Source organism: Pseudomonas sp. MF6776 (assembly GCF_016613125.1).
Classification (GTDB): Bacteria; Pseudomonadota; Gammaproteobacteria; order Pseudomonadales; family Pseudomonadaceae; genus Aquipseudomonas; species Aquipseudomonas iridis.
Map to the genome: position 1 here is coordinate 1 of NZ_JAENSQ010000016.1, position 25339 is coordinate 25339.

25 protein-coding genes are annotated in these 25339 nt (G+C 58.4%); 10 read left to right on the forward strand and 15 right to left on the reverse strand.

The genetic code is table 11. The features are described 5' to 3' along the window. Positions 1-131: 131 nt before the first annotated feature. Positions 132-1331 carry a tyrosine--tRNA ligase gene (tyrS, locus tag JJD74_RS18430; protein WP_200616508.1) on the reverse strand — a complete coding sequence of 400 codons (1200 nt, stop codon included), beginning with the start codon at positions 1329-1331 and terminating at the stop codon, positions 132-134. A gap of 212 nt (positions 1332-1543) precedes the next feature. Here tyrS and JJD74_RS18435 point away from each other — a divergent pair, with 212 nt between their 5' ends. Then, entirely contained in the window at positions 1544-2968 is a 1425-nt protein-coding gene (locus tag JJD74_RS18435; protein ID WP_200616510.1) for a peptidoglycan DD-metalloendopeptidase family protein, read from the forward strand. 3 nt (positions 2969-2971) lie between these two features. Continuing rightward, positions 2972-4063, forward strand: coding sequence for an anhydro-N-acetylmuramic acid kinase (locus JJD74_RS18440; RefSeq protein WP_200616511.1), 1092 nt, complete (start codon positions 2972-2974; stop codon positions 4061-4063). A 76-nt stretch (positions 4064-4139) separates the two neighbouring features. On the opposite strand, the gene erpA is transcribed toward JJD74_RS18440, so the two are convergent. Continuing rightward, entirely contained in the window at positions 4140-4490 is a 351-nt protein-coding gene (gene erpA / locus JJD74_RS18445) for an iron-sulfur cluster insertion protein ErpA (protein ID WP_042561358.1), read from the reverse strand. A 168-nt stretch (positions 4491-4658) separates the two neighbouring features. Next, on the reverse strand, positions 4659-5693 hold the full coding sequence (gene argC, locus JJD74_RS18450) for an N-acetyl-gamma-glutamyl-phosphate reductase (RefSeq protein ID WP_042561359.1): 1035 nt from the start codon (positions 5691-5693) through the stop codon (positions 4659-4661). A gap of 135 nt (positions 5694-5828) precedes the next feature. Here argC and hemJ point away from each other — a divergent pair, with 135 nt between their 5' ends. From hemJ to coq7, 6 genes are all read left to right on the forward strand, one after another. After that, a complete protein-coding gene (gene hemJ / locus JJD74_RS18455; RefSeq protein WP_042561360.1) occupies positions 5829-6257 on the forward strand; it encodes a protoporphyrinogen oxidase HemJ in 429 nt (142 codons plus the stop codon). A 33-nt stretch (positions 6258-6290) separates the two neighbouring features. Further along, on the forward strand, positions 6291-7259 hold the full coding sequence (locus tag JJD74_RS18460; protein WP_042561361.1) for an NAD(P)H-dependent flavin oxidoreductase: 969 nt from the start codon (positions 6291-6293) through the stop codon (positions 7257-7259). Positions 7260-7338: 79 nt separating this feature from the next. Beyond that, the gene (locus JJD74_RS18465; protein ID WP_042562228.1) at positions 7339-8289 is read left to right on the forward strand and encodes a DUF805 domain-containing protein; all 951 of its coding nucleotides are present in this window, start codon (positions 7339-7341) and stop codon (positions 8287-8289) included. A gap of 61 nt (positions 8290-8350) precedes the next feature. Further along, positions 8351-9139: an SDR family NAD(P)-dependent oxidoreductase gene (locus tag JJD74_RS18470; protein WP_042561362.1), complete on the forward strand. Its 789-nt coding sequence runs from the start codon at positions 8351-8353 to the stop codon at positions 9137-9139. Between the two features lie 80 nt (positions 9140-9219). Further along, on the forward strand, positions 9220-9558 hold the full coding sequence (locus tag JJD74_RS18475) for a histidine triad nucleotide-binding protein (RefSeq protein ID WP_003228789.1): 339 nt from the start codon (positions 9220-9222) through the stop codon (positions 9556-9558). A 191-nt stretch (positions 9559-9749) separates the two neighbouring features. After that, positions 9750-10397 (forward strand): 2-polyprenyl-3-methyl-6-methoxy-1,4-benzoquinone monooxygenase, encoded by a 648-nt coding sequence (coq7, locus tag JJD74_RS18480; protein ID WP_047303750.1) that lies wholly within the window; start codon positions 9750-9752, stop codon positions 10395-10397. A 111-nt stretch (positions 10398-10508) separates the two neighbouring features. Here coq7 and speD read toward each other — a convergent pair whose 3' ends face one another. Both speD and JJD74_RS18490 read right to left on the reverse strand, forming a co-directional pair. After that, positions 10509-11303 carry an adenosylmethionine decarboxylase gene (gene speD, locus JJD74_RS18485; RefSeq protein WP_042561364.1) on the reverse strand — a complete coding sequence of 265 codons (795 nt, stop codon included), beginning with the start codon at positions 11301-11303 and terminating at the stop codon, positions 10509-10511. 237 nt (positions 11304-11540) lie between these two features. Further along, complete coding sequence (locus JJD74_RS18490) at positions 11541-11963, reverse strand: OsmC family protein (protein ID WP_003228794.1); 423 nt, start codon at positions 11961-11963, stop codon at positions 11541-11543. Between the two features lie 236 nt (positions 11964-12199). Between JJD74_RS18490 and crp the strand changes: the two genes are divergently transcribed. Continuing rightward, the gene (gene crp, locus JJD74_RS18495) at positions 12200-12844 is read left to right on the forward strand and encodes a cAMP-activated global transcriptional regulator CRP (protein WP_007966430.1); all 645 of its coding nucleotides are present in this window, start codon (positions 12200-12202) and stop codon (positions 12842-12844) included. A gap of 9 nt (positions 12845-12853) precedes the next feature. Here the strand turns inward: crp and JJD74_RS18500 are convergent, their stop codons facing one another. From JJD74_RS18500 to JJD74_RS18515, 4 genes are all read right to left on the reverse strand, one after another. Continuing rightward, the gene (locus JJD74_RS18500) at positions 12854-13555 is read right to left on the reverse strand and encodes a lipoate--protein ligase family protein (protein WP_200616512.1); all 702 of its coding nucleotides are present in this window, start codon (positions 13553-13555) and stop codon (positions 12854-12856) included. A gap of 134 nt (positions 13556-13689) precedes the next feature. Next, positions 13690-14526 (reverse strand): indole-3-glycerol phosphate synthase TrpC, encoded by an 837-nt coding sequence (gene trpC / locus JJD74_RS18505; RefSeq protein WP_042561366.1) that lies wholly within the window; start codon positions 14524-14526, stop codon positions 13690-13692. After that, on the reverse strand, positions 14523-15572 hold the full coding sequence (trpD, locus tag JJD74_RS18510; RefSeq protein WP_200616513.1) for an anthranilate phosphoribosyltransferase: 1050 nt from the start codon (positions 15570-15572) through the stop codon (positions 14523-14525). The genes trpC and trpD overlap by 4 nt, the downstream gene beginning before the upstream one ends. Positions 15573-15581: 9 nt before the next feature. Continuing rightward, positions 15582-16175, reverse strand: a complete 594-nt coding sequence (locus tag JJD74_RS18515; RefSeq protein WP_025113531.1) for an aminodeoxychorismate/anthranilate synthase component II — start codon at positions 16173-16175, stop codon at positions 15582-15584. Between the two features lie 406 nt (positions 16176-16581). On the opposite strand from JJD74_RS18515, the gene estP reads away from it, so the two are divergent. After that, positions 16582-18492, forward strand: coding sequence for an esterase EstP (estP, locus tag JJD74_RS18520; protein ID WP_200616514.1), 1911 nt, complete (start codon positions 16582-16584; stop codon positions 18490-18492). A gap of 166 nt (positions 18493-18658) precedes the next feature. Here estP and trpE read toward each other — a convergent pair whose 3' ends face one another. The 6 genes from trpE to JJD74_RS18550 form a co-directional block, all read right to left on the reverse strand. Beyond that, entirely contained in the window at positions 18659-20140 is a 1482-nt protein-coding gene (gene trpE / locus JJD74_RS18525) for an anthranilate synthase component I (RefSeq protein WP_200616515.1), read from the reverse strand. A gap of 70 nt (positions 20141-20210) precedes the next feature. After that, positions 20211-21029: a phosphoglycolate phosphatase gene (locus tag JJD74_RS18530; RefSeq protein ID WP_042561370.1), complete on the reverse strand. Its 819-nt coding sequence runs from the start codon at positions 21027-21029 to the stop codon at positions 20211-20213. Continuing rightward, positions 21026-21700: a ribulose-phosphate 3-epimerase gene (rpe, locus tag JJD74_RS18535; RefSeq protein WP_042561371.1), complete on the reverse strand. Its 675-nt coding sequence runs from the start codon at positions 21698-21700 to the stop codon at positions 21026-21028. Before rpe ends, JJD74_RS18530 begins: the two co-directional genes overlap by 4 nt. A 114-nt stretch (positions 21701-21814) precedes the next feature. Next, positions 21815-22963: an iron-containing alcohol dehydrogenase gene (locus JJD74_RS18540; RefSeq protein ID WP_200616516.1), complete on the reverse strand. Its 1149-nt coding sequence runs from the start codon at positions 22961-22963 to the stop codon at positions 21815-21817. Between the two features lie 224 nt (positions 22964-23187). Continuing rightward, positions 23188-24012 carry an ABC transporter permease gene (locus JJD74_RS18545; RefSeq protein ID WP_042561373.1) on the reverse strand — a complete coding sequence of 275 codons (825 nt, stop codon included), beginning with the start codon at positions 24010-24012 and terminating at the stop codon, positions 23188-23190. A gap of 12 nt (positions 24013-24024) precedes the next feature. Next, positions 24025-25272, reverse strand: a complete 1248-nt coding sequence (locus tag JJD74_RS18550; RefSeq protein WP_042561374.1) for an ABC transporter permease — start codon at positions 25270-25272, stop codon at positions 24025-24027. Between the last annotated feature and the right edge of the window lie 67 nt (positions 25273-25339).

The window sequence follows — 25339 nt, forward strand, 5'->3', positions numbered from 1 at the left end:
ATGAACTGAAGCGACCCACTCTCGAAACCTACTTAACTCATTGAATCTCAAGGAGTTTTCCGTTTCGACTGCGCCGGAAGTGGGGCGAATTATAGACGTCTGGAATCTGCCGTCAACCGTTAATTTCGACTTTATTCAGATTTCAGCGTGATACGCGCAAAAGCCTTCTTGCCAGCTTGGCAAACGTGAGTCGCACCCACTGCATATATAAAGGAGCGATCAACGACCTCACCATCTATACGCACACCGCCGGACGCCAGAAGATCACGCGCCGCTGCCGAGTTCTTCACCAGACCTGCCTTATTAAGGACGGCGGCAATCGGCATATCTTCAGCAGAAGGCAGTTCGATCTCCGGCAGATCATCAGGGAGCTCGCCATCCTTCATACGATTACCTGCCGCGCGGTGAGCGTTCGCTGCAGCCTCTTCGCCATGGAAGCGCGCAACGATCTCTTCAGCCAGCTTGATTTTCACATCACGCGGATTGGCGCCTGCCTCTACATCAGCACGCAACGCATTGATCTCGTCCATCGAGCGGAAGCTGAGCAATTCGAAGTAACGCCACATCAGCGCATCCGGAATCGATACGAGCTTGCTGTACATGACGCCCGGCGCCTCTTGAATGCCGACGTAGTTGCCCAACGACTTGGACATCTTCTTCACGCCATCGAGACCTTCGAGCAGAGGCATCGTCAGAATGCACTGAGCTTCCTGACCATAACCACGCTGCAGCTCACGCCCCATCAGCAAGTTGAACTTCTGATCGGTACCGCCCAACTCGACGTCCGCACGCAGAGCGACCGAGTCATATCCCTGAACCAGCGGATAGAGAAACTCGTGAATAGCGATTGGCTGGTTGGTGGTGTAACGCTTGTCGAAGTCATCGCGCTCAAGCATGCGCGCGACGGTGTACTGCGAAGTCAGACGAATGAAATCCGCCGGACCCATCTGATCCATCCAGGTGGAGTTGAAAGCAACTTCGGTTTTCGCCGGATCGAGAATCTTGAACACCTGAGTTTTATACGTCTCGGCGTTTTCCAGGACCTGCTCACGAGTCAACGGCGGACGAGTGGCGCTCTTGCCGCTCGGATCACCGATCATCCCGGTGAAGTCCCCTATAAGGAAGATCACCTGATGCCCCAGCTCCTGGAACTGACGCAGCTTATTAATAAGCACGGTATGACCCAAGTGCAGATCCGGAGCGGTTGGATCAAAACCAGCCTTGATACGCAGCGGCTGGCCGCGCTTGAGCTTCTCGATCAGCTCGGACTCGACCAACAGTTCTTCCGCACCACGTTTAATCAGCGCTAGCTGCTCTTCAACCGACTTCATAACAGACCCGCAAGGCTCAGATTCAAAGGGAACCAACCATACAAGATCGCGCACCAATTACAAGTTTTGCCCGGCGCACGGACACCAATCCACAGACGCGATGTCTGTAGACTTGCTTCAGAGATGATTTGGTTATATTTTATACAGTTATTTCATCTTCATCATGTCATTCATCTTTTCCAATTCATTACTTTTCAAAGTCAAAATTACCTATGACCACCGAACCGTCTAAAGCGCCACCGCTTTACCCGAAGACCCACCTGCTCGCTGCAAGTGGAATCGCCGCCCTTCTCAGCCTGGCGCTCCTGGTATTTCCTTCCAGTGATGTAGAAGCCAAAAAGACAACCCTGAGCCTTGAACTGGAAAGTCCTGCTGAACAACTGACACAAGATCAAGACGCTGCAGACGCCGCTCAAGCCACAAATGAGCCTGTAGCCTCGCCGTTCGCCCAAATCGAAAACAGTGAAGAAAACACTCCGCAAACCGCTGAAGCCGCGCCCGCCCCGGCTCCGATCGCTGAAAAACCTAATGCCCCTGGGCATCGAGAGGTAGTTGTTGCAAAAGGCGATACGCTATCGACCCTGTTCGAAAAGGTCGGTTTGCCTGCAACCGCCGTGCATGAAGTTCTGGCCAGCGACAAACAAGCCAAACAGTTCAGCCAGCTCAAGCGCGGCCAGAAAATCGAGTTCGAACTCACCCCTGAAGGTCAACTGACAAGCCTGCACAGCAAAGTCAGCGACGTTGAAACCATCACCCTGACCAAGAATGACAAGGGCTTCGCCTTCAACCGGGTTACTACAAAACCTATCGTTCGCACCGCCTACGCTCACGGTATAATCAACAGTTCGCTATCGCAATCCGCCGCTCGCGCCGGGCTTTCCCATAGCATGACCATGGACATGGCCAGTGTCTTCGGCTACGACGTCGACTTCGCTCAGGACATTCGCCAGGGCGATGAATTCGATGTGATCTACGAACAGAAAGTGGTTAACGGCAAGGCTGTCGGCACCGGCCCCATCCTGTCAGCACGCTTCACTAACCGCGGCAAGACCTACACCGCTGTGCGCTACACCAACAAACAGGGTAATAGCAGCTACTACACCGCCGATGGCAACAGCATGCGCAAAGCGTTCATCCGCACTCCGGTGGACTTCGCCCGCATCAGCTCCAAGTTCTCCATGGGCCGCAAGCACCCGATCCTGAACAAGATCCGCGCCCACAAAGGCGTCGACTACGCAGCCCCACGCGGCACGCCGATCAAGGCTGCCGGTGACGGTAAAGTGCTGCTGGCCGGCCGCCGCGGAGGCTACGGCAACACTGTTATCATTCAACACGGCAATACTTACCGTACGCTTTACGGCCACATGCAAGGCTTCGCCAAAGGTGTGAAGACCGGCGGCAGTGTCAAACAGGGCCAAGTGATCGGTTACATCGGCACGACTGGTCTGTCGACCGGCCCGCACTTGCACTATGAGTTCCAGGTCAATGGCGTTCACGTAGACCCACTGGGCCAGAAGCTGCCAATGGCCGATCCAATCGCCAAAGCCGAACGCGCCCGTTTCCTGGCGCAGAGCAAACCACTGATGGCACGTATGGACCAAGAGAAGGCCACCATGCTGGCTTCGAGCAAGCGATAAGCCATGGCTCTCTATATCGGGGTAATGTCCGGAACCAGTCTCGACGGGCTGGACATCGCCCTGATCGAGCAAACCTCGGCGATCAAACTGATCGCCACGCACTACATTCCCATGCCTGAATCCCTGCGCGCCGAGCTGCTTGGCTTGTGCGCAAGCGGCCCCGACGAGATCGCTCGCTCGGCGATTGCCCAGCAAAAGTGGGTAAGGCTCGCGGCACAGGGCATCGATGCCCTCCTCAGCCAGCAACAGCTCAAACCTGAAGCTATCCGTGCGATCGGCAGCCATGGCCAGACTATTCGCCACGAGCCAGCGCGCGGTTTTACCGTACAGATTGGTAACCCTGCCCTGCTGACAGAGCTGACGGGTATCACGGTGGTCAGTGACTTCCGCAGCCGCGATGTCGCTGCCGGCGGTCAAGGTGCGCCTCTGGTACCGGCCTTCCATGAAGCTTTGTTCGAAGAGCGTAGCGGTAATCAGGCGGTCTTGAATGTCGGCGGTTTCAGCAATCTGAGTCTGATTGAGCCGACCAAGCCTGTAGCCGGTTTCGACTGCGGGCCTGGGAATGTGCTGATGGACGCCTGGATTCAGCAGCAGCGTGGCGAGAATTATGACCGTAACGGCGATTGGGCTGCCTCCGGTACCGCTGAACCAGCGCTGCTGAAAGCATTGCTCAGCGATCCGTTCTTCGTGACCAAAGGCCCGAAAAGCACCGGCCGGGAAGTGTTCAACCTGCCTTGGCTGGAACGACACCTTGCAAGCCTGCAGGCGTACTCAGCTGAAAACGTACAGGCAACGTTACTCGAACTGACTGCGCTGACCATCATTGAGTCGCTGAAAAGCGCTCAATCGAATACCCGCGAACTGTTGGTCTGCGGTGGCGGCGCGCACAACGCGGCACTGATGAATCGTCTTGCCGAGTTGCTGCCAAACACGAAAGTCGCCAGCACTGCCACTCACGGTGTAGATCCTGACTGGGTAGAAGCCATGGCTTTCGCCTGGCTGGCTCATTGCTGCCTCGAAGGCATCGCCACCAACCGCCCGAGCGTCACCGGCGCCAAAGGCCTGCGTGTACTCGGCGCGATCTACCCCAACTGAGTAGATCGCCGGCCAATAAAAAACGCCGCAGAACCGTAAGGCTCTGCGGCGTTTTATTGTCTGCAGCGAAGTGCGATCAGATCGAAAACGACGAGCCGCAACCACACGTCGTGGAAGCATTCGGGTTCTTGATCACGAAGCGCGAACCTTCCAGACCTTCCTGGTAGTCCACCTCCGCACCGGCCAGGTACTGGAAACTCATCGGATCAACCACCAGACTTACGCCTTCGCGCTCGACAATGGTGTCGTCCTCGGCAACATCTTCATCGAAGGTGAAACCGTATTGAAACCCTGAACAACCGCCGCCCGTAACAAATACGCGCAGCTTCAAGCGATCATTCCCCTCTTCATCGACCAGGCTCTTCACCTTGTGCGCAGCACCTTGGGTGAATTGCAAAGCCGTGGGGGTGAAGGATTCGACGCTCATGCTGACTATCTCCCGGCGTTACGCCGCCATAATGCGTGATGACGCGCATTATCCGCTTGTCCGAGAAAATCGGTCAACTATTGTTACGGTATATCAATAAACCCGACGAGCTGTTCAGAATGCAAAAAGGCCCGTTGAACGGGCCTTTTTGCTGTGCGAGTTAAAGTGTTACGGCAGCATACCGGCGTGAGACAACCCGAAACGCTCATCCAGCCCGAACAGAATGTTCATGTTCTGCACCGCCTGCCCCGAGGCGCCTTTGACCAGATTGTCGATCACCGACAACACCACCACCAGATCGCCATCCTGTGGACGGTGAACTGCGATGCGACAGACGTTCGCGCCACGCACGCTACGGGTTTCCGGATGACTGCCAGCCGGCATGACATCAACGAACGGCTCGTTGGCGTAACGCTTTTCAAACAGTGCCTGAAGATCAACCGAGCGATCGACTACCGTCGCGTACAGCGTGGAGTGAATACCACGGATCATCGGAGTCAGGTGCGGCACGAAGGTCAGACCAACATCCTTGCCCGCTGCACGACGCAGACCCTGGCGAATTTCCGGCAGATGACGGTGACCTTTCACCGCATAAGCCTTCATGCTTTCCGACGTCTCTGAGTACAAAGAACCTACAGCCGCGCCGCGACCGGCACCGCTGACACCGGATTTGCAGTCGGCAATCAGACGCGAGGTGTCAGCCAGACCGGCTTCAAGCAGCGGCAGAAAACCCAATTGCGTAGCGGTCGGATAGCACCCCGGCACGGCGATCAAACGGGCTTTCCTGATTTGCTCACGATTGACTTCCGGCAGACCGTAGACCGCCTCATCCAGCAACTCTGGTGCACCGTGCGGCTGGCCGTACCACTTGGCCCACTCCTCAGCGTCTTGCAGACGGAAGTCTGCCGACAGATCGATGACCTTCGTGCCTGCCGCCAGCAACTCACCTGCCAGAGCGTGAGCGACACCGTGCGGCGTGGCGAAGAACACCACGTCGCAAGCGCCGAGGGTTTTGATGTCCGGCACGCTGAAGGCCAGGCCGTCGTAATGACCGCGCAGGTTCGGGTACATATCAGCCACGGCCAGACCGGCCTCGGATCGGGAAGTGATGACTGCCACTTCTGCCTGCGGATGCTGTGCCAACAGACGCAGCAGTTCGACACCGGTGTAACCCGTGCCGCCGACGATACCGACCTTGACCATAAACCTGCCCTCTACGAACCCACTGGAAAGCCGTCGATAATAGGGGCCGCGCGCGCCTGCGACAACCGTCAAGGTGACGTGTGGACGCTCAAGCCTCTACTATCCAGACTACCGTGAACCTGGGAATAACTAAAAATGCTCTATCTGTGGATCAAAGCGTTTCATATCGTCAGTCTTGTGTGCTGGTTTGCCGGGCTGTTCTACCTGCCACGACTGTTCGTTTATCACGCACAGAGTGAAGACACGATCAGCAAAGAACGCTTCAGTGTCATGGAGCGCAAGCTCTATCGCGGCATCATGGGCCCGGCGATGATCGCCACGCTGATCTTCGGTGGCTGGCTGATCTACCTCAACCCGAGCATTTTCAGCATGGGTGGCTGGATTCACGCCAAGCTGACCCTTGTCGTCTTGCTGATCGGCTACCACCACATGTGCGGCGCGCAGGTAAAACGTTTTGCCCGTGGCGAGAACACCCGCAGCCATGTCTTTTATCGCTGGTTCAATGAAGTGCCGGTTCTGATGTTGATTGCTATCGTAATTCTGGTGGTGGTCAAGCCGTTCTAACTTCAACCGGTACAAATCTTTGGGGTGTTCATAATGTCGCTGCCCGCTCTGCTCGAACAACGTCTGCGCCTGCCTGTGGTGGCGGCGCCGATGTTTCTGATTTCCAATCCGGAACTGGTATTGGCCTGCTGTCGTAATGGCGTGGTCGGCAGCTTCCCGGCGCTGAACCAACGCGAAAGCAGCGGATTCAAAGCCTGGCTGGAACAGATCGAGGCGGGACTGGCGACGCTGGACAATCCGGCGCCGTATGCGGTGAACCTGATCGTTCACAACAGCAATCCGCGCTTGCAAGCGGATCTGGATATTTGCGTCGAACATAAAGTGCCCATCGTTATCACCAGCCTTGGCGCGGTGAAGGAGTTGGTCGACGCGGTACACAGTTACGGAGGCCTGGTCTTCCATGATGTCACCACTCGCCGCCATGCCGAGAAAGCCGCCGAAGCCGGCGTCGACGGTTTGATCGCCGTCGCGGCCGGCGCCGGGGGTCATGCAGGTACGTGGAGTCCATTTGCGCTGATCGCCGAGATTCGTCAGTTCTTCGACAAGACCTTGCTGCTTGCGGGATGTTTGAACCATGGCCACGAGATTCTGGCCGCTCAATTACTCGGTGCGGATTTGGCCTACTTCGGTACGCGATTTATCGGCACCACCGAAAGTCATGCGCCTGACGCTTACAAAGAGATGCTGCTGACAGCCAAAGCAGCCGACATCATTCATACTCCAGCGGTGTCGGGGGTGCCGGCCAGCTTCATGCGCCAAAGCCTTGAGGCCGCGGGTTTCGACCTGGCGACGCTGCAAGGCAAAGGCGAAGTCAATTTCGGCGAAAAGCTCAAGCCGATCAGCGATGAAGCCAAAGCCTGGAAGACTGTCTGGTCTGCCGGTCAGGGTGTTGGGCAGATTGATGATCTGCCCAGCGTGGATCAGTTGATCGCCCGCCTCGACACTGAATACCGGCAGGCTCAGGAACGTGCCGCGCAGTTGCCGCAACGCTGGCCGCGCTAAGAAAAAATCAGGCCAGTCGCTGGCGGACTGGCCTTACACTGACGACCTTTCAATCTATCGCGACAAGGATGCCTCGGCCATGAGCGACCCCCGTTACAAGATCGTTTTCGACGGAGCTCTACAGCCCGGTGTCGATATCACCACAGCCAAGCTGAATCTCGCAGATCTGTTCAAAAGCGAAGTGGCCAGCATTGAGCGGCTGTTCAATGGCAGCACCGTGGCACTCAAGCGCGATCTGTCTCACAGCGATGCGCAGACCTACCTGCAAGCATTGAACAAAACCGGGATCGACGCCCGGATCGAAGCCGAAACAGCAATCGAGTTGAACCTCTCGGACGTACGCGAGCAATCCGCTGCCGTGGCAGAACCCTCCTCGCCTTATGCGCCACCGCGGGCCAGCGTAGGTGAAACCTTCGCAGCGTTTGCACCGCTCAAACCGCTTGGTGTGGAAGGCCGGATCGGTCGTTTGCGCTTTCTGGCCTGGACGATGGTCGTGACGTTGGTAAGCCTGCCGATCATCAGCATTTTTGCGCTGATTGCCGTGGGGCTGGTCAGCGCCGAATCCACCAGCGGACTGATCATCGGCGGCATCGTCGCGCTCTTTCTGGGTTTGGCGCTCATCGTCATCAGCATTTTCTTCACCGTGCAACGCCTGCACGATATCGGTTGGTCCGGCTGGCTGTGGTTGCTGACCCTGGTCCCATTCGTGGGCAGCATCTTCCCTTTTGTAATCATGGTCGTGCCGGGCAATACCGGTGCCAACCGATACGGGCCACCACCTCCGCCCAACAACACAGCAGTCAAGGTTTTGAGTGCACTGTGGATCGTCTTTATCGGGTTGTTTTTCATGGGCGGGATACTCGGCGGAATTTCGGCCATCCAGCAGGAATACGAAACAAGCCTCGAAAGCAGCTACGACAGCGGCTCGGTGACCACCGATGAAGTCGAAGTCGAGGACGAGCCCGCAGCGAATTCCACCGACGATGCAGCCGAAGCGGCGCAGGCCCCTGTAGACTCTGCGCAAGAATGAACAGCGCTCCCCGCCGTGACACCCGCGTCGCTGGCGCGGAGCTGTTGCGAGGGAGAATTGCATGACCCGTTACGCTCTGATCACTGGCGCCTCCAGCGGCATCGGTCTGGCCATGGCCGAAGCGCTAGCCCGGCGCGGCCGCAGCCTGATTCTGGTGGCACGACAGCGTGATCAGCTGGAAAGTATTGCTATCGAACTGACCCAACGCTTCGGCGTCGAGGTCCTGTTCCGAGCCTGCGATCTGGGCGAACCGCTGCGCCTCTCCGGTTTCCTGCTGGAGCTGGAAGAAGGTGACCGGCAAATCGACCTGCTGGTGAACTGCGCCGGCATCGGTACTTGCGGCCCTTTCCTGGCTCAGGACTGGATGACCGAGCAGGACCTGATCGAAGTAAACATCCTCGCCCTCACCCGCCTGTGCCATGCGATTGGCAACAGCATGGCGCTACAGGGTGGCGGACAGATTCTCAACGTTGCCTCCGTGGCGGCGTTCAATCCTGGCCCGTGGATGAGCACCTATTACGCCAGCAAGGCGTATGTGCTGCACTTCTCCGAAGCATTGCGGGTTGAACTCAAACAAAGCGCGGTCAAGGTTTCGGTGCTCTGCCCAGGCCCGACCCGCACGGCTTTTTTCCGCACCGCGCAGTTGAACAGTGACAAACTCAAAGACAGCAAAATGCTGATGAGCCCCGAAGAAGTCGCGCTCTACACCGTTCGCGCGCTGGAGAAAAATCGCGCGATCATCATTCCGGGACGGCGCAATCGCTGGTTCGCGTTTTTACCGCGACTGGGTTCGCGCTGGCTGAACCGCACCATCGTCGGCATGGTCAACAAGGCCTACTGCCCGCGCTGATCTGTCCTACGGCAAAACACTGGGCGGGTTCAGTCCCCATGAGTACACTCAGACCAGCCCAAACAACGGAGAAAACAGCAGTGGATACTCTGTTCACCAAGATCATCAACCGGGAAATCCCGGCCAAGATCATCTACGAGGACGACCAGGTTCTGGCCTTCCACGACATCGCCCCTCAGGCACCGGTGCATTTTCTGGTGATCCCGAAAAAACCGGTGCGCACCCTCAATGACCTGACCGAGGACGACAAGGCACTGGCCGGGCATATCCTGTTTACTGCGCAACGTCTGGCACTGGAGCTGGGCTGTGAAGAGGGCTTCCGGGTCGTCATGAACTGCAATGAAAAGGGTGGGCAGACCGTCTACCATATTCATATGCACGTACTCGGACAACGCCAGATGAACTGGCCTCCGGGCTGATGTAACGCAAAAACTGTGGGAGCGATCTTGCTCGCGAAGGCGGAGTGTCAGGCGCTGATGCTTTGAATGTGCCGACCTTCGCGAGCTGGCTTGCTCCCACAAAAGCATGACCGCATGGCTAATGACCCAGCGCAAACCTTCTCCGGCCGATTCGGTTAAACTGGCCGCCGAGATTCTTCCCGGAGGTCAGCATGACTACCCAACGTCACTACTCGCCGATTGACCGTCTTCTGCTGCAGGCCGATGCCGCGATGCGTACCCTGCTGCCCTTCAGTGGCCAGCCGTACCGTCCGTCACCGGCGATTTTGCAGCCGGAAACCCAGATGAGCGACGAAGACACCCGCCATGTCGCCGGGCTGATGCGCATCAACCATACCGGCGAAGTCTGTGCCCAGGCGCTGTATCAGGGACAGGCGCTGACCGCCAAGCTGCCACAGGTGCGCAAGGCCATGGAGCACGCAGCCGAAGAGGAAATCGATCATCTGGTCTGGTGCGAACAACGCATTCACCAGTTGGGCAGTCATACCAGCGTGCTCAATCCGCTGTTCTATGGCATGTCGTTCGGGATTGGCGCTGTGGCCGGTCTGATCAGCGACAAGGTCAGCCTCGGGTTTGTTGCGGCGACCGAGCATCAGGTATGCAAGCACTTGAACGAGCACCTGGAGCAACTGCCAGTCGAGGACGAGAAGTCTCGGGCGATTCTCGAGCAGATGCGCATTGATGAAGAGCATCATGCCGAGAGTGCGCTGGATGCGGGTGGTTTCCGGTTTCCGGCACCAGTGAAGTTCGGGATGAGTCTGTTGGCCAAGGTGATGACCAAGAGTACTTATCGGATCTGAAGTTTGAATCGTCAGACAGGGACTTGTCGTTGGCAAGCCAGCTGCCACAAAGATCCTGTGATGGAATGAAAAAGGCGACCGAAAGGTCGCCTTTTTTTGTGCCTGAAACTCTTACGCTGGCATGTTGCGCGCGTAAAAGATTTCCAGCATCTCGTGTTTCACACGATCAGTCACTTGGGCACGTTGCTCAGACGACAGGCTGCTGGTGGCGTCGCCGAACAGGTAGTTGTCCAGTTCGAAGTTCTTCAGCAGCATTTTGGTGTGGAACAGGTTTTCCTGATACACGTTCACGTCGGTCATCTGGTACGCGTCGCGGGTGTCTTCGGAAAGGTAGTTCTGGATCGAGTTGATCTCGTGGTCGATGAAGTGCTTGTTGCCTTCAACGTCACGGGTGAAGCCGCGCACACGGTAATCCACGGTCACGATGTCCGAATCGAACTGGTGAATGAGGAAATTGAGCGCTTTAAGCGGTGAAATGACACCACAGGTCGACACATCAATGTCTACACGGAAAGTCGCAATACCGGCGTCCGGATGGATTTCCGGGTAGGTATGCACCGTGATGTGACTCTTGTCGAGGTGGGCCAGGATAATTTCGGGCAATGGACCTGGCGACTCTTCGATCTGGCTTTCAGTCGGGGTCACCGGCTCTTCCGAGATCAGAATCGTGACGCTGGCACCCTGAGGCTCATAGTTCTGACTCGCAATGTTCAGAATGTTGGCACCAATGATTTCTACAACTTCCGTGAGGATCTGCGTCAGACGTTCGGCGTTGTACTCTTGATTGATGTACTCGACGTACGCCTGCTGGTCTTGCGGGGTTTCCGCGTAGCAGATGTCATAGATGTTGAAGCTCAAGGTCTTTGTCAGGTTATTGAACCCGTGGAGCTTGAGTTTGCTTTTCACCGTTAAAAACTCTCTATGTATGCGGCACAGCCGCGTGATCAAGCATGCCCGTCAAATGCGAACAACGCACCTGCGTAGGACGGTTAACACCTCTTCGCGATGGCGATTTTGGTTATCTGTTCAGGCGGATGACCCGTCGGCTGACCGATCACTGCCCTGAAAAAAGTGGCGCATTATGCAGACGTCAGCGGGGGATCGCCAGAGTCTGCACTGCTTTTATGATAGTTGAATGTCGCTTCAACCCAGTTCGACGATTTCGTAATCGTGGGTGATCGCCACACCGGCTGCGCCAAGCATGATCGAAGCCGAGCAATACTTCTCGGCAGACAGTTCGATGGCGCGTTTGACCTGGGCTTCTTTCAGGCCACGGCCCTTGACCACGAAGTGCATGTGGATCTTGGTGAATACCTTCGGGTCTTCGGTCGCACGCTCGGCTTCGAGGAAGGCTTCACAGCTTTCAACGGCCTGACGGGACTTCTTCAGAATGCTGACCACGTCGAAGTTGCTGCAACCGCCGACACCCAGCAGGAGCATCTCCATCGGGCGAACACCCAGATTACGACCACCGGCGTCCGGCGGACCGTCCATGACCACGACATGACCGCTACCGGATTCGCCGAGGAACATGGCTTCGCCAGCCCATTGGATGCGTGCCTTCATCGCCCAGACTCCACTGTAAAAAAAGGGTCGCCAGCTTAGCACAGGGGATTGCCCTGACAGCGAGCAGCATTCCTAGGACGAATGCTCCAACCGTGTAGGTAATTTCTCGAATTTGCGACGAAGTGTCTGTTAAGCTGGCGCCAATTCGCTGGCGCCTATGCCAGCTGTGTAGCGACCGCCTTCAGCGCCTCCTAAAAAAATCAAACATCACCGTGCAGTCTTTTCGGGATACAACCATGGTTGCTATTACCCCCACACCCAAAATCAAGAACCTCGACAAGCTGCTGATGCATTGTCAGCGTCGTCGTCATGCCGCCAAGAGCAACATCATCTGCGCCGGCGACCGTTCGGATACGTTGTACTTCATCATCAAGGGATCGGTGACGATCCTGATCGAAGACGACGATGGTCGCGAGATGATCATCGCTTACCTGAACGCCGGGGACTTCTTCGGTGAACTGGGCCTGTTCGAGCAGGCTGGTCAGGAACAGCAACGCAGCGCCTGGGTGCGGGCCAAGGTTGAATGCGAAATTGCGGAAATCAGTTACGTGAAATTCCGCGAGTTGTCGCAGCAAGATCCAGACATTCTTTACGTGCTCAGCGGACAAATCGCACAACGCTTGCGCAACACCACGCGCAAGGTCGGCGATCTGGCATTCTTTGACGTAACCGGTCGTGTAGCCCGTTGCCTGCTGGAACTGTGCAAACAGCCGGATGCGATGACCCATCCCGACGGCATGCAGATCAAGGTGACGCGTCAGGAAATCGGGCGGATTGTCGGCTGCTCGCGAGAGATGGTCGGTCGCGTGCTCAAGGATCTTGAGGAACGCAACCTGGTCGACGTGAAAGGCAAGACCATGGTGGTCTTCGGTACGCGGTAAGCTCGAAAATCAGGCGCTGTACATCTGCGCCAGCATCAATCGAAACAGCTCATCAAGACGCGCCAATGCCTGTGGCGCGTTGAATTTTTCATGCAGGGCAATGTGGCTTTGCGCACGTACCCGCTGCTCGAGGCCACAAGCTTCGTTGAAGCGATTGACCGCCGCAACCATCGATTCGCGCTCGTTATCCATCAACATCGCACCGTGCACCAAGCCTACAGGACGCTGCCCTCCCTGACTCTGACGCCAGCGCTGGGCTGTGCCGACCATTTTGCGGCCGTCGAGATTGACGTTGAAGCGACCGTCGCAAAACGCACCGTCAATTTCGCCCAGCGACGACGTACCGCCCAACTCATCCAGCAACTGACAAATCGGATCGCAAAGACGCCGGTAGCCCGTTTCGATGCGATTCAGATCACCTTCGCTGCGCGGTGGTGCGTAGACCAGCGCGATGTTAATCGTCGAGGCTGATTGCGGGACAGGTTCACCGCCCGTCTCGCGAAGGAGTACTGGCCAGCCGGCTGCGGCGGAGACTTCGCAGGCGTGATCGAAACCGGGTAGACGATTGAGGCGGCGAGGCATGACCAGGGCGCGGTCAGTGGGCTGCCAGAATAGAAGGCCGAACTCTGAATCGCCGGCGCAGACTGAGGCGAGCAGGTCTTGTTCGGCCTGGAGGCCCGCTTCGATGGTCAGAGGGATTGGCAGCGACATGGCGGGCTCCGGCAGATTTGAATCTTCAGGGGTTTCAAGCGCCTCTTCGCGAGCAGGCTCGCTCCCACACTGGATTGCATTTCAATGTGGGAACGAGCCTGCTCGCGAAAGGGTCGACTCGGTCTGAAAGGTTATCAGTCGAGCGTCGAACCGCTGATCGAACCACCTCGTTCCGGAAAAAACAGGCGCTGCAGTTCAGTGCCTGGACTTTCCGCACGCATAAATGCCTCGCCGACCAGGAACGCATAAACGTCGCTGATTTCCATCAGCTCGACATCGGCACGATTGAGGATGCCGCTCTCGGTGATCACCAGACGATCGCGCGGAATACGCGGCAACAAATCGAGGGTGGTTTCCAGGCTGACGTCGAAGGTATGCAGGTTGCGGTTGTTGACGCCGACCAGTGGCGTGTCGAGTGTTTTCAACGCGCGCTCCAGTTCATCACCGTCGTGCACTTCCACCAGCACGTCGAGACCGACGCCTTTGGCCACCGCCGCCAGTTCGGCCATTTTCACATCGTCCAGCGCGGAGACGATCAGCAGCACACAGTCGGCACCCAGTGCACGGGCTTCGACGATCTGGTACGGATCGATCATGAAGTCCTTGCGGATCACCGGCAGCTTGCAGGCGGCGCGAGCCTGTTGCAGATAGGCGTCGGCGCCCTGAAAGTAATCGATGTCGGTCAGCACCGACAGACAGGTCGCCCCGCCCTTCTCGTAGCTTTTGGCGATGTCGGCGGGAACGAAATCTTCGCGAATCACGCCTTTGCTCGGCGAAGCCTTCTTGATTTCGGCAATCACAGCCGGTTGTTTCTGCTTCGCCTGCGCCAGCAATGCCTGGGCAAAACCGCGTGGTGCATCGGCCGCCTTGGCCAGACTTTCCAGCTCGCTCAGGCTCACGCGGGCGCTACGCTCGGCGACTTCCTGAACTTTGCGGGCCAGAATGTTTTCCAGAACCGTCGGTACACTCATCCTTCATTCTCCACTCTGAATACCGCGGTAAAGGCACCCAACTCCTCGAGTTTCTCCCGAGCGAGGCCGGTATGCAGGGCGTCGTGCGCAAGCTCCACGCCCTGTTTCAAACTGCTGGCAACGTCAGCGGCGTAAAGCGCTGCACCGGCGTTGAGCACAATCATTTCAGCGGCTTTCTGGCCGTTTTCGGTTTTGCGCTTGCCCAGTGCATCGCGAATCAGCGCCAGCGACGCTTCCGGGCCGTCGACCGACAAGCCGTGCAGGCTCTGGCTCTTCATGCCCAGATCTTCCGGCTCGACCCAATATTCGGTGATTTCGTTGTTTTTCAGCTCGGCGACAAACGTCGGCGCGGCGAGACTGAACTCGTCCAGACCGTCCTTCGAATGCACCACCAGCACATGCTTGCTGCCCAGACGCTGCAAAACTTCAGCCAATGGGCGGCAGAGCGCCGGGTTGAACACACCCACCACCTGATGCTTCACGCCGGCCGGATTCGTAAGCGGGCCGAGCATGTTGAACAGCGTACGCAGGCCGAGATCGCGGCGCGGGCCGGCGGCGTACTTCATGGCTTTGTGATGGGTCTGGGCAAACATGAAACCGATGCCGACGTTGTCGATGCAACGGGCGACTTGAACCGGCGTCAGGTTGAGATAGATACCGGCTGCTTCGAGCAAATCGGCGCTGCCGCTCTTGCCCGATACCGCGCGATTGCCGTGCTTGGCTACGGTGCAACCGGCAGCGGCAACCACAAAGGAAGAAGCGGTGGATACGTTGAAAATATTGGCGCCGTCACCACCGGTGCCAACCACGTCGACCACGCCGTCGAGGGTCTTCAGTTCGACTTGATCGGCCAGCTCACGCATGACCGATACGGCGCCGACGATTTCGTCGATGCTTTCGCTCTTCATGCGCATGGCCATCATGAACGCGCCGATCTGCGCGTCGCTGCATTGGCCAGTCATGATCTCGCGCATCACATCGCGCATTTCTTCGGTGCTGAGGTCTAGGTGCTCAACGATACGGCTCAGGGCTGTCTTGATATTCATGGGAAGTCCTTAGCGCGTGCCGCCGGTTTGTTTGAGGAAGTTGGCAAACAGTTCATGGCCCTGCTCAGTCAGGATCGACTCGGGGTGAAACTGTACGCCCTCAATGTTCAGGGTCTTGTGACGCAGGCCCATGATTTCGTCGACTGATCCGTCATCGTGTTGCGTCCACGCGGTCAGTTCCAGGCAATCGGGCAAAGTATCGTGCTTGACGATCAGGGAGTGGTAGCGGGTGACTGTCAACGGATGATTCAGACCGGCGAAAACGCCCTTGTCCTCGTGGAATACCGGACTAGTCTTACCGTGCATTACCTGACGCGCGCGCACCACGTCGCCGCCAAAGGCCTGGCCGATGGACTGGTGGCCGAGGCAGACGCCAAGAATCGGCAGTTTGCCAGCGAAGTGCTTGATAGCCTCGATGGAAATACCAGCTTCGGTCGGCGTGCAAGGACCGGGAGACACAACGATGCGCTCGGGGTTAAGCGCTTCGATTTCGGCGATGGTCAATTCGTCGTTGCGCACGACTTTGACTTCGGCACCCAGCTCGCCGAGGTATTGCACAACGTTGTAAGTAAAGGAGTCGTAGTTGTCGATCATCAGCAACATGGCGTTTCGAACCTCTTGAATTCTGACTTGAAGACAGCCTTCAGATGACTTGCCCGCAGGGCGCTGCACGATGTCGGACGCACAGGGGCGTCGGCAAAGCGGCAATTCAAACGAGCAAGGAAGGCAAAGCGATACAGATCCGGCCGAGCCGGCAGAAAAGATTCAGGCGCGCCAACGCCAACGGGCGTGTGCCTTGATGACTTGATCCAGAAGTTTGCTGGTGATCAACACGGGGAAGGTCTCGTTCATACGTTCGGGCACAGTAACTTAGCTGGGCGGAGCGTGCAATATGGCCGGGGCTTTGGTGGATAAATCCAGGGGAGGAATCGCGACCGATGGCAAAAGGCCGGAAGTTTTTGGTACTGTCGTTTTGTTCACCTACAACAATAAATAAACGGACTTGCTCATGATCAAACAGACGTTGTTTGTACCGATGGCCAGCTGCTTGCTCGCATTAGCCTGCGCCCAAGCGAATGCCGCGCCCAATCCTTATTCGAATTTCATTGTTTTCGGCGACAGCCTCAATGACGCCGGCACGTTTAGCGACAGCGGCGGCCCGGACGGCGCCACTCAGCGCTTCACCAACCGCACCGGCCCGGTGTATCTGGATGGCAGCGGCGAATTGCGCTCGCTCAACGCGACGCAGATCCTCGGCGGCAAACTGGGGTTCTCGCCGGATCAGACAGCGTCCTCGTCATCGGCAGTACGCGCGAACGAAGGCCTGGCCGACGGTAACAACTGGGCGGTAGGCGGCTATCGTACCGACCAGATTCTTGATTCGATCACCACGCAATCCGCCACCGGCGAACGCACTCGCGCCGGTTACCTGCCGTCGAACGGCTTTCGCGCCGATCCGAATGCGCTGTATTACCTGTCGGGGGGCGGCAATGATTTCCTTCAGGGACGCGTGACCAGCCTGCCTCAGGCCAGCGCTGCGGCGGATCGTCTGGCGAGCAGTGCGCAAACCCTGCAACAAGCCGGCGCCCGTTACATCATGGTATGGCTGCTGCCGGACATCGGCTTCACCCCGGCCTTCAATGGCTCTCCCCTGCAAGCGTTCACGTCCCAGCTCAGCAGTCAGTTCAACACCGAACTGGTCAGCCAGTTGCAGCGCGTCAACGCTAACGTGATTCCGCTGAACATTCCGGTGCTGCTCAAAGAGTCGTTTGCCAACCCGGGCCAGTTCGGTCTGGCCACCGACCAGAATCTCAGCGCCACCTGCTTCAGCGGTAGCGGCTGCACCGAGAATGCCCGGTACGGGATCAACAGTGCGACGCCAGACCCGACCAAGCTCATCTACAACGATGCAGTTCACCCCACCGAAGCCGGCCAGCGCCTGATCGCCGATTACGCTTACTCGTTGCTGGCTGCACCGTGGGAAGCGACCCTGTTGCCAGAGATGGCGCAAGGCACCCTGCGCTCGCATCAGGATGAACTGCGCAACCAGTGGCTGGCCGACTGGGAAAACTGGCAAGGCGTTGGCCAATGGCGCGCGATTGTCGCTGGCGGCGGCCAACATCAGGACTTCGACAGCCAGGACAGCGGCGCCAGCGCCAACGGCAATGGCTACAACTTGAACATCGGTGGCAGCTACCGCCTCAACGAGGCCTGGCGCATTGGCCTGGCGGCCGGGTTCTACAACCAGAAACTCGAAGCTGGCGAGCACGATTCCGACTACAAGCTGAACACCTACATGGGCACCGCTTTCGCCCAGTACCAGCAGAATCGCTGGTGGGGTGACGCGGCCGTGACCGCCGGCCACCTGGATTACGACAGCCTCAAGCGTAAATTCCAGTTGGGGACGAACGAGCGCGGCGAGAAAGGCGACACCGACGGTTATGTCCTGGCTTTCAGCGGACGCGTGGGTTACGACATCGCGCCAGAGGCGAGCAGCCCATGGCACCTGTCACCCTTCGTGAGTGCTGATTTCGCCAAGGTCGAGGTCGACGGCTATTCGGAGGACGGCGCTGACTCCACCGCGCTGACATTCGATGACCAGTCGCGCATCTCCCGGCGTCTCGGTCTGGGGATTCAGGGCAAATACCAGATCACTTCGCAAACTCAGGTGTTCGGCGAATTGGCTCACGAACGTGAGTACAACGATGACGCTCAGGATGTGACGATGAATCTCAACAGCCTGCCGGGCAACCAGTACACCCTGGAAGGCTACACCCCGCAGACCAACCTCAATCGCTTGAACCTGGGCGTGAGCCACAACCTCACCAAAGACCTGGCGCTACGTGCCAGCTACAACGTCCGCAAGGATGATGACTTTACCCAGCAAGGGATCAACGTCGGGGTGAGTCTGGACTTCTAAATCGCAGGCACAAAAAAGCGGCGCCCTCACAGGCGCCGCTTTTTTTATGGCTGAACACAAAACCCATGTGGTAGCGAGCCTGCTCGCGAAGCGGTGTATCAGCCAACATCTATAGCGCCTGACACGCCCTCTTCGCGAGCAGGCTCGCCACAGGGAATTGCGTGAATCAGACGTCCGGGGTTTGTTCAGCCAGGGCCACCGCGCGGAACATCGCGCGGCGTTTGTTCAGGGTTTCTTCCCATTCCAGCGCCGGCACCGAATCGGCGACGATGCCGCCACCGGCCTGCACGTGCAGCTCGCCGTTCTTGATCACGGCGGTGCGAATCGCAATCGCGGTGTCCATGTTGCCGTTCCACGCGAAGTAACCAACCGCGCCGCCATACACGCCACGCTTGACCGGCTCCAGCTCGTCGATGATTTCCATCGCACGAATCTTCGGCGCACCGGACAAGGTGCCCGCCGGCAGAATCGCTCGTAGCGCATCCATCGCCGTCAGGCCTTCCTTCAACTGACCGGTAACGTTGGACACGATGTGCATCACGTTGGAATAACGCTCGATGACCATTTTTTCGGTGAGTTTCACCGAGCCGATTTCCGAGACGCGACCCGTATCGTTACGACCCAGATCAATCAGCATCAAGTGCTCGGCGATCTCTTTGTCATCCGACAGCAAGTCTACTTCCAGCGCCAGATCCGCTTCTTCAGTAGCCCCGCGTGGGCGAGTACCGGCAATCGGGCGCACGGTAATCAGGTTGTCTTCGACCCGCACCAACACTTCCGGCGAACTGCCGACGACATGGAAGTCGCCGAAGTTGAAGAAGTACATGTACGGCGTCGGGTTGAAGCAACGCAGTGCGCGGTACAGGTCAATCGGTGCAGCCTTGAAGTCGATCGACATACGCTGCGACGGCACGACCTGCATGCAGTCACCGGCAAGGATGTACTCCTTGATGGTGTCGACGGCTTTTTCGTAATCGTCCTGGGTGAAACTGGAGCGGAACACCGGGTCGGTCGACTGCTGCTTGCTGAAGTCCAGACCACGACGAGGCGTGATCGGCTGGCGCAGTTGCTCAAGCAATTGCTGCAAACGCGCCTGACCTTGCTCATAGGCATCGGCCTGCGCCGGGTCAGCCAGCACGATCGCGTGCATTTTTCCGGCAAGGTTGTCGAACACGACGACCGCATCGGAGACCATCAGCAGGATGTCCGGCACGCCCAGTGGATCCGGGTTCGGGCATTTGCCCAGACGTTTTTCGACATAGCGCACGCAGTCGTAACCGAAATAACCCACCAGACCACCGTTGAAACGCGGCAGACCGGCGATGGTCGGCACGTTATAGCGGGCCTTGAAGGTTTCGACGAAGGCCAGTGGGTCTTCGACGTCGTGGCTTTCGGTCTCGACGCCATCGACGGTGATGCTGACGTGATGGTCGTGCACCCGCAGCACAGTGCGACACGGCAGGCCGATGATCGAGTAACGGCCCCATTTCTCGCCGCCCTGCACCGATTCGAGCAGGTAGGAGTTGGGCTGGTCGGCCAGTTTCAGGTAGATCGACAGCGGCGTGTCGAAGTCGGCCAGGGTTTCGCAGGCCAACGGGATGCGGTTGTAGCCGTCAGCGGCCAAGCGCAGGAATTCTTCGCGGATCATAGGGTGCCTCGTGGTGTGAGGTGTCATCAGTCAGGTGTGCAAACGCGCCGGCAGGCCGGCCAGAAAAAAGTCAGGCGCGCCAACGCCAGCGGGCCAGGGCCTTGATGACTTTCATCCAGAGTTTGCGGGTGACCACCACGATGGCGTTTCCAGAAGGGGGTTGAACAGCGTCGGGCAACGTTATCCCACCGGCCAGATCCAGGCAACCGGGAATTAGCTTGCGCAGATCGTCAATCACCAGCGCCGGGGATTCCTCGGCAATCGGTCGGCCATGGTTGTAACCGTAGCTGAGCGCCACACACTTGACCCCCGCCGCCTTCGCCGCCAGCACATCACTGCGCGAGTCGCCGACGAACAGCGATTGCGAGGCCGGGATATTGGCCATTTTCATCACGAAGAACAGCGCCGCCGGATCAGGTTTCTGCTGCGGCAGGGTATCGCCGCCGATGATCCACTTGAAGTAGCGGCCGATCTTCATCTGATCCAGCAACGGCGCGACGAAACGCTCCGGTTTGTTGGTGATCAACGCCATGGCCACGCCCTGCTTTTGCAGCCATTTGAGGGTGTCGCGCACACCGGGATAAACCACGGTCAGTTCATGACTGGCGCCGTAGGCTTGCATGAACACTTCCAGCGCGTGTTCGGCCTCGACGTCATCCACCGCCGAATGATCGATGCCGCCGGCCAGCGCCCGACGCACCAATACCGGCGCGCCGTTGCCAACCCACTCGCGCACCGAATCGATGCCTGCTGGCTGGCGGCCAAGGCTGAGCAGCATCGTGTCCACCGCTGCCGCCAGGTCGGGAACCGAGTCGATCAACGTGCCATCCAGATCGAACATCACCAACCGTGGCAGTTTGCCCGGGAACAGCTGCTCAAAACCGCTCATGGGCGAGTCAGCGCCAGTTCGGAGCGCATCTTGTCGATGACTTCCTGATAGTTCGGCGCGTTGAAGATCGCCGAGCCGGCGACAAAGGTGTCGGCGCCAGCAGCAGCGATTTCACGGATGTTGTTGACGTTGACGCCGCCATCGATTTCCAGACGGATGTCACGGCCCGACGCATCAATGATCGCCCGTGCTTCGCGCAGTTTGTCGAGGGTGCCGGGAATGAACTTCTGCCCGCCGAAACCCGGGTTGACGCTCATCAGCAAGACCATGTCGACTTTGTCGATCACGTACTTGAGCACGTCCAGCGGGGTCGCCGGGTTGAACACCAGACCGGATTTGCAGCCGCCTTCGCGGATCAGCTGCAGCGAGCGATCGACGTGCAGCGTGGCTTCCGGGTGGAAGGTGATGTAAGTCGCGCCGGCCTCGATGAAGTCGCCAACGATGCGATCCACCGGGCTGACCATCAGGTGCGCGTCGATTGGCGCGGTAACGCCGTACTTGCGCAGTGCCGCGCACACCATCGGGCCGATAGTCAGGTTGGGCACGTAGTGGTTGTCCATGACATCGAAGTGGACGAAGTCGGCACCAGCGGCCAGAACATTGTCTACTTCTTCGCCGAGGCGGGCGAAGTCGGCAGAGAGAATCGACGGAGCAATTACGAAGGGCTGCATGACGCACCTTTTCTGAGCTAAATCACGATGGCGCGCATTGTATACCTCAAGTTTCCGCGCGCGCACCGTGACTGCGATGATTGGGTTGTGCCATGACCGCTAGTCGCCGACGGATCAGTACGCCGCGCGGTAGATCTTCTCGATATCCACGGCGCTGAGCTTGCGCGGGTTGTTGCGCATCAGGCGCTCGATGCCTGCGGCTTCCACGGCCATGGCCGGGATCGCGTCTTCCGGCACACCGAAACTGCGCAGCCCTGCGGGAATTTCCACCGCCGCGCACAAATCGGTCATGGCTTGCACGGCTTTGTCCGCTGCTTCAGTGGCGCTCAGATGCGCCGTTTTCACCCCCATGGCTTCGGCAATATCCTGCATGCGCTCGACGCAGGCCATCTTGTTCCAGGTCATGACATACGGCAGCAACAAGGCGTTACTGACGCCGTGGGCAATGTTGAATCGCCCGCCCAGCGGATACGCCAACGCATGCACCGCACCGACCCCGGCATTGCCGAATGCCATGCCGGCCATCAGGCTTGCGGTGGCCATGTCTTCGCGCGCTTGCAGATTGGCGCCGTTGGCGTAGGCCTTGGGCAAGGCATTGGCGATCAGTTTGATTGCGCCAATGGCGAGGGAGTCGGTAATCGGTGAGGCATTCACCGACAGATAGGATTCGATGGCGTGCACCAGCGCATCGACGCCACTGGCTGCAGTAACGCTGCGGGGGCAAGTCAGGGTCATTTGCGGACTGACCAGCGCGACATCCGGTAACAGATAGTCGCTGACGATGCCCTTCTTCAGTTGCGCGACCTTGTCCGAAAGAATAGCGACGTTGGTCACTTCCGAGCCCGTGCCGGCGGTGGTGGGGATGGCGATCAGCGGCGGGCCTTTACGCGGCACCTGGTCGACGCCGAACAGATCCTCCAGCGCGCCGTGGTAACCGGCATACGCCGCCACACTTTTGGCGATGTCGATGGCACTGCCGCCGCCGAGGCCGATCAAGCCGTCATGCCCACCCTCGCGGTACACGCGCATGCAATCTTCGACGATGGCAATTTCCGGGTCCGGCAGTACACGGTCGAAAATCTCGTACTCGCGCCCGCCCAATTGGCACAGCGCCAGCTCGACGGTACCGGACTTGACCAGCGCGGCGTCGGTGACGATCAGCGGATTATCGATATCGAGGCGAGCGAGTTCGGCCGCCAGTTGCTCGATGGCTCCGGCGCCGGTGATCAGTTTGTGAGCGATTTTGAACTGGGAAAGACTCATCGTGCGCAGCCTCTTATAGATGTGGGAGCTGGGCACAAGATTAGCTGGGGATTTGGGGTTGTCTGCTATTCAGGGTGTGAATGACCCAAACATCTGAACACAACACAAATCAAAATGTGGGAGCGAGCCTGCTTGCGAATACGGTGTCTGGTTCAGCTGATATACCAGCTGACACACCGCTTTCGCGAGCAGGCTCGCTCCCACAGGGGGAATAGCGCGGATCCTTAAACCTGTGCGGTACGCAATTTCTCACTCCGCCCACGCAACCATTCCAGGGTCAGCAGCAGGATGACCGAGAAGGCGATGAGCAACGTGGCTGCAGCGGCAATCGTCGGGCTGAGGTTCTCGCGAATCCCGCTGAACATCTGCCGAGGCAACGTCGCCTGCTCGGGCCCCGCGAGAAACAGCGTCACCACCACTTCATCAAACGACGTCGCAAAAGCAAACAGCGCGCCGGAAATCACCCCCGGTGCAATCAGCGGCAGGGTCACGCGACGAAATGCCGTCAACGGCGAAGCGCCAAGGCTCGCGGCGGCACGCACCAGGTTATGGTTAAACCCCTGCAACGTCGCCGAAACCGTGATGATCACAAATGGCACACCCAGCACCGCATGCACCACGATCAGAGAAAAGAAGCTATTGCCCAGGCCCAGCGGCGCGAAGAACAAATAACTCGCCACGCCGATGATCACCACCGGCACGACCATCGGCGAAATCACCAGCGCCATCACCAGCGCCTTGCCGGGGAAGTCGCCACGGGTCAGGCCGATGGCCGCCAGCGTACCGAAGATCATCGCCAGCACGGTCGCGGCCGGGGCGACGATGATGCTGTTCTTCAGGGCGCGCATCCACTCGGCCGAAGCGAAGAAGTCCTGATACCACTGCAGCGAGAAGCCCTGCAGCGGGTACACCAGAAAACTGCCCGAGTTGAACGAGAGCGGAATGATCACCAGCACCGGCAGAATCAGGAACAGCAGAATCAAGCCGCAGAGGATCCGCAAGCTGTAGAACCACACCCGTTCGATGGGCGACATGTAAGGACTCAGCATTTCAAACTCCCCTTAGCTCAGGCGCAGGCGACTGGCGCCCACCAGCCAGCTGTAGATCAGATAAAGCACCACGGTCGCCAGCAGCAACAAGCCGCCCAGCGCAGTGGCCATGCCCCAGTTGATGCTGGTGTTGGTGTAGAAGGCGACGAAGTAGCTGACCATTTGATCGTTCGGGCTGCCGAGCAGCGCCGGGGTGATGTAGTAGCCGATGGCGAGGATGAACACCAACAGGCAGCCGGCGCCGACGCCTGCATAGGTCTGCGGGAAGTACACCCGCCAGAAACTCGCGAACGGGTGGCAACCAAGGGAAATCGCGGCGCGCATGTACGTTGGCGAGATGCCTTTCATCACGCTGTAGATCGGCAGGATCATGAACGGCAGCAGAATGTGCACCATCGAGATGTACACGCCGGTACGGTTGAACACCAGTTCCAGCGGCTTATCGATGATGCCCATCGCCATCAGCCCGCTGTTGATGAGGCCGCCCGATTGCAGCAACACAATCCACGCCGCCACTCGCACCAGAATCGAAGTCCAGAATGGCAGCAACACCAGAATCATCAGCAGGTTGCTCTGACGCGACGGCAGGTTCGCCAGCAAGTACGCCAACGGATACGCCAGCACCAGGCAAATCACAGTGATGACCAGGCCCATCCAGAAGGTACGGGCGAAGATGTCGAGGTAGATCGCCTGGTCCGGGGTGGCCGGGGCGATTTCGCCGAGGTCGTCGATACGGTGATCGACTGACGCCAGCAAGTAATACGGGGTGATGCTACTGGTGTTGCGCTTGACCGCTTGCCAGTAGGCCGGATCGCCCCAGCGTTCATCGAGGGCTTCAAGCGCTTCTTTATAAGAGGCCGGTTCGCTGGCGAATGGCAACGCCCGGGCAGTTTTGGTCAGCAGGCTGCGATAGCCGGCCAACTCCATGTTCAAGCGCTTGGACAAATCGCCCAAGGTCTGGTTTTTTCGCGCCTCGGCGAGGTCTTCACTCGCCGCTTTATAGACGGGTTCAGCGGGTAGGCCACGGCCGTCCCAACTGGCGATGGCCGCCACGGTGCGCGGCAGGCCGCCGACCACTTCCGGGTTACCGACGCTTTTGTAGAGCAGCGCCACGATCGGCACCAGAAACACCAGCAGCAGGAAAATCACCAGCGGCGCAATCAGCGCCTGCGCTTTCCAGCGGTTGACCCGCTCGGCGCGCTTGAGCTTCTGCTTCAAAGTGGGGCTGGCGCCCTCGTTCAGGGGAACGGCGATGGCCATGACGTACTCCGCAAATCTTTGATCGTTACAGAGGTGGCGAACCACCTCTGTTGTGTTGGAACACAGC

What these genes read in the sequence shown, in the direction of transcription:
- JJD74_RS18530 (WP_042561370.1), bottom strand. Translation starts at nt 21,029, where the DNA reads ATGAGCGGTTTTGAGCAGCTGTTCCCGGGCAAACTGCCACGGTTGGTG.
- JJD74_RS18500 (WP_200616512.1), bottom strand. Translation starts at nt 13,555, where the DNA reads ATGTCGCTGCCAATCCCTCTGACCATCGAAGCGGGCCTCCAGGCCGAA.
- trpD (WP_200616513.1), bottom strand. Translation starts at nt 15,572, where the DNA reads ATGAATATCAAGACAGCCCTGAGCCGTATCGTTGAGCACCTAGACCTC.
- estP (WP_200616514.1), top strand. Translation starts at nt 16,582, where the DNA reads ATGATCAAACAGACGTTGTTTGTACCGATGGCCAGCTGCTTGCTCGCA.
- JJD74_RS18465 (WP_042562228.1), top strand. Translation starts at nt 7,339, where the DNA reads ATGAGCGACCCCCGTTACAAGATCGTTTTCGACGGAGCTCTACAGCCC.
- hemJ (WP_042561360.1), top strand. Translation starts at nt 5,829, where the DNA reads ATGCTCTATCTGTGGATCAAAGCGTTTCATATCGTCAGTCTTGTGTGC.
- JJD74_RS18435 (WP_200616510.1), top strand. Translation starts at nt 1,544, where the DNA reads ATGACCACCGAACCGTCTAAAGCGCCACCGCTTTACCCGAAGACCCAC.
- JJD74_RS18470 (WP_042561362.1), top strand. Translation starts at nt 8,351, where the DNA reads ATGACCCGTTACGCTCTGATCACTGGCGCCTCCAGCGGCATCGGTCTG.
- trpC (WP_042561366.1), bottom strand. Translation starts at nt 14,526, where the DNA reads ATGAGTGTACCGACGGTTCTGGAAAACATTCTGGCCCGCAAAGTTCAG.
- rpe (WP_042561371.1), bottom strand. Translation starts at nt 21,700, where the DNA reads ATGCAGCCCTTCGTAATTGCTCCGTCGATTCTCTCTGCCGACTTCGCC.
- argC (WP_042561359.1), bottom strand. Translation starts at nt 5,693, where the DNA reads ATGGTCAAGGTCGGTATCGTCGGCGGCACGGGTTACACCGGTGTCGAA.
- JJD74_RS18440 (WP_200616511.1), top strand. Translation starts at nt 2,972, where the DNA reads ATGGCTCTCTATATCGGGGTAATGTCCGGAACCAGTCTCGACGGGCTG.
- JJD74_RS18540 (WP_200616516.1), bottom strand. Translation starts at nt 22,963, where the DNA reads ATGAGTCTTTCCCAGTTCAAAATCGCTCACAAACTGATCACCGGCGCC.
- trpE (WP_200616515.1), bottom strand. Translation starts at nt 20,140, where the DNA reads ATGATCCGCGAAGAATTCCTGCGCTTGGCCGCTGACGGCTACAACCGC.
- erpA (WP_042561358.1), bottom strand. Translation starts at nt 4,490, where the DNA reads ATGAGCGTCGAATCCTTCACCCCCACGGCTTTGCAATTCACCCAAGGT.
- JJD74_RS18490 (WP_003228794.1), bottom strand. Translation starts at nt 11,963, where the DNA reads ATGAAGGCACGCATCCAATGGGCTGGCGAAGCCATGTTCCTCGGCGAA.
- tyrS (WP_200616508.1), bottom strand. Translation starts at nt 1,331, where the DNA reads ATGAAGTCGGTTGAAGAGCAGCTAGCGCTGATTAAACGTGGTGCGGAA.
- JJD74_RS18550 (WP_042561374.1), bottom strand. Translation starts at nt 25,272, where the DNA reads ATGGCCATCGCCGTTCCCCTGAACGAGGGCGCCAGCCCCACTTTGAAG.
- crp (WP_007966430.1), top strand. Translation starts at nt 12,200, where the DNA reads ATGGTTGCTATTACCCCCACACCCAAAATCAAGAACCTCGACAAGCTG.
- JJD74_RS18515 (WP_025113531.1), bottom strand. Translation starts at nt 16,175, where the DNA reads ATGTTGCTGATGATCGACAACTACGACTCCTTTACTTACAACGTTGTG.
- coq7 (WP_047303750.1), top strand. Translation starts at nt 9,750, where the DNA reads ATGACTACCCAACGTCACTACTCGCCGATTGACCGTCTTCTGCTGCAG.
- JJD74_RS18545 (WP_042561373.1), bottom strand. Translation starts at nt 24,012, where the DNA reads ATGCTGAGTCCTTACATGTCGCCCATCGAACGGGTGTGGTTCTACAGC.
- JJD74_RS18460 (WP_042561361.1), top strand. Translation starts at nt 6,291, where the DNA reads ATGTCGCTGCCCGCTCTGCTCGAACAACGTCTGCGCCTGCCTGTGGTG.